The sequence below is a fragment of the Collinsella sp. AF15-51 genome (assembly GCF_003462845.1).
In the GTDB taxonomy this organism is placed as follows: domain Bacteria; phylum Actinomycetota; class Coriobacteriia; order Coriobacteriales; family Coriobacteriaceae; genus Collinsella.
The window spans coordinates 1-2,823 of sequence record NZ_QRYG01000026.1 but is presented as its reverse complement, the minus strand read 5'-3'; the positions used below and the strand labels follow the sequence as shown (position 1 = coordinate 2,823).

Annotated in this window: 5 protein-coding genes; all 5 read left to right on the top strand. The window is 57.7% G+C overall.

Going from position 1 to position 2,823, the window contains the following annotated elements:
* The coding region (locus tag DWW51_RS09480) for a sugar nucleotidyltransferase (RefSeq protein WP_255413099.1) at positions 1-490 on the top strand (490 nt) is incomplete at its 5' end.
* A gap of 103 nt (positions 491-593) precedes the next feature.
* Positions 594-824 (top strand): DUF6718 family protein, encoded by a 231-nt coding sequence (locus DWW51_RS09475; RefSeq protein WP_089573667.1) that lies wholly within the window; start codon positions 594-596, stop codon positions 822-824.
* A 98-nt stretch (positions 825-922) separates the two neighbouring features.
* The gene (locus DWW51_RS09470; RefSeq protein ID WP_089573662.1) at positions 923-1,108 is read left to right on the top strand and encodes a hypothetical protein; all 186 of its coding nucleotides are present in this window, start codon (positions 923-925) and stop codon (positions 1,106-1,108) included.
* 2 nt (positions 1,109-1,110) lie between these two features.
* The gene (locus tag DWW51_RS09465; protein WP_117774325.1) at positions 1,111-1,707 is read left to right on the top strand and encodes a hypothetical protein; all 597 of its coding nucleotides are present in this window, start codon (positions 1,111-1,113) and stop codon (positions 1,705-1,707) included.
* A gap of 21 nt (positions 1,708-1,728) precedes the next feature.
* Positions 1,729-2,748 (top strand): dTDP-glucose 4,6-dehydratase, encoded by a 1,020-nt coding sequence (gene rfbB / locus DWW51_RS09460; protein WP_117774324.1) that lies wholly within the window; start codon positions 1,729-1,731, stop codon positions 2,746-2,748.
* The last annotated feature ends 75 nt before the right edge of the window (positions 2,749-2,823 follow it).

The window sequence follows — 2,823 nt, the reverse complement described above, 5'->3', positions numbered from 1 at the left end:
CCACGTGGACGACCCCGAGCGCTTCGGCGTCGTGGAGTTCGACGGCGAGGGGAGGGCCGTCTCCATCGAGGAGAAGCCCGCCGAGCCCAAGAGCTCCTACGCCGTCACCGGCCTGTACTTCTACCCGGGCGACGTGGCCGCCAAGGCTCATGAGGTCAGGCCCTCGGCCCGCGGCGAGCTCGAGATCACCACGCTCAACCAGATGTACCTGGAGGAGGGGACGCTGTCCGTCGTCACCCTCGGCCGCGGCTACGCGTGGCTGGACACCGGCACCATGGAGAGCCTGCACGAGGCCGCGGAGTTCGTCCGCGCCGTGGAGCACTCCCAGGACCTGCCCGTGTCCGTGCCCGAGGAGATCGCCTGGGAGAACGGCTGGATCACGACCGCCGAGCTGGAGGAGGCCGCGAAGGCCTACGGCAAGTCGGTCTACGGCCAGCACCTGAAGAAGGTCGCCGCCGGCGAGATCGTCAACAGCCCGCGCGAGTACTAATTGCCTGGTGGAAGGGGATGAGAGATGAACGACATTCTTGAGCGTGATGGCCTTTCAGTCGACCTTCTCTCATCCCTTTCGTACTGGGGAGGCGAGTTGGCTGATGCGTTATCTGGTTGCTAAGTGGTTTTCTGAGCAAGGTTCGTTGGTAATGGCCGTTAAGCCGGGCCAGGAGCTTGTCGAGATGATGCGAAGGATAGAGGATCGTTTCGGCATCTCTGACCTTCAGCTCATTAACATCAGTCGTCCTTCCGCATATGGCGAGTATGAACCATTTGAGTTTGTCCATTCTGAGGAACAGCTTGTAAAGCGCCTTGAGCAGCAAGCGAAGTAAGAAGCTGCGTTAGAATTTCATGATAATCGGGCAATTCGAATATGTGTTCGTATTTTCGGTTATAATCTAAGTAGATATTTTTAAGGGAAGGAGGGCATATGGCTACTTCAAGTTTAAAAACACCGATTAGGATGCTCTCTCCTCAGGGCGTAAAGGCGTTGTGCGACGCATATGATGAAGGCGTAACCAAGGATTTGAAGTTCAAGCCATCGCCTTCGGATCCGTCTTTGACGCCAGACATGAAGAAGGCCATCGATTCTTTGTTTAAATCGATGGGCTTCTAGAAATGGCGCTTGTATCGTATTCTTTACTCCAATTACTTAATGCGCGAGGAGAGGACGAGGTTTCGGACGTTCTCTCCTCTTTTCGCTGTGAACGTAACAAGGATATAGAGGATTTTGTTCGTTATAACACGTTTGATTTTAACCTGAGGGGTTTCTGTGCCTCTTATCTTGTATTTGATACAGATGCGGCCGCTTTAGTTGGCTTTTATGCCCTTGCTCTAAAGATTGCCTCCATTCCTGAGAATGTCGTTTCAAAAACAGCTCACAAGAAGTTGGCTTCTTTTGGTGAACTTAGACCAGAAACTGGTTGTTTTGATTTGCCTTGTGTTCTGTTGGCGCAATTTGGGAAAAGCGATTCAGGTATAGGTCGCGTAACCGGTGAAGAACTCATGGCTTTCGTTGAAAAGTCTATTTCTGACATACAGCGTCTTGTTGGCGGAAGGTTTGTGTTTCTGGACTCTGTCAATGAGCCTGGTCTTATTGAGTTCTATAGTCGCATGGGATACAGAGAGTTTGGCATAAGAAACAAACCTGCAGGAGAAGATTCTGATTCTGCTGAAGGCTCATATGTTCAAATGTTTAAGTACTTACATCTCTAGTAGGCGAAAAAAAGGAGATTCATGTCTGAGATTTTTGAACCTAAGAACATCATCGTCACGGGCGGCTGCGGCTTCATCGGCAGCAACTTCGTGCACTACGTGGTCGACAACCACCCGGGCGTCCACGTCACCGTCCTGGACAAGCTGACCTACGCCGGCAACCCCGAGAACATCGCGGGGCTGCCCTCCGACCGCGTGGAGCTTGTCGTGGGCGACATCTGCGACGCGGAGCTGCTCGATAGGATCGTCCCCGGCCACGACGCGATCGTCCACTATGCTGCGGAGTCCCACAACGACAACTCCATCGCCGACCCGGAGCCGTTCCTGCGCACCAACGTCGAGGGAACCTTCCGCCTGCTGGAGGCCGTCCGCAAATACGGCGTCCGCTACCACCACGTCTCCACCGACGAGGTCTACGGCGACCTTGCGCTCGACGACCCGGCGAAGTTCACCGAGGAGACGCCGTATCACCCGAGCAGCCCGTACTCGAGCACCAAGGCGTCCTCCGACATGCTGGTCCGCGCCTGGACCCGCACCTACGGCCTGCGCACGACCATCTCCAACTGCTCCAACAACTACGGACCCTACCAGCACGTGGAGAAGTTCATCCCGCGCCAGATCACGAACATCATCGACGGCGTGCGCCCCAAGCTCTACGGCCGCGGCGAGAACGTCCGCGACTGGATCCACACCGAGGACCACTCCTCGGCCGTCTGGGACATCCTCACGAAGGGCCGCATGGGGGAGACCTACCTCATCGGCGCCGACGGCGAGAGGAACAACATCACGGTCCTGCGCATGATCCTCGAGGCGATGGGCCGCGACCCCGAGGACTTCGACTGGGTCGCCGACCGCCCCGGCCACGACCGCCGCTACGCCATCGACAGCACGAAGCTCCAGCGCGAGCTGGGCTGGAGGCCGGCCCACACCGACTTCGCCGGGGGGCTCAAGGCCACCATCGACTGGTACGTGGAGAACGAGTCCTGGTGGCGCCCGGCCAAGGAGGCCACCGAGGCGCGCTACCGCGCGCAGGGGCAGTAGGCCGCATCCCGGCATCCCGCACCGCGGGGCGCCCGCGCGGGGCCGCAGGGCATGGGGATGATCCTGCGTCCCCGC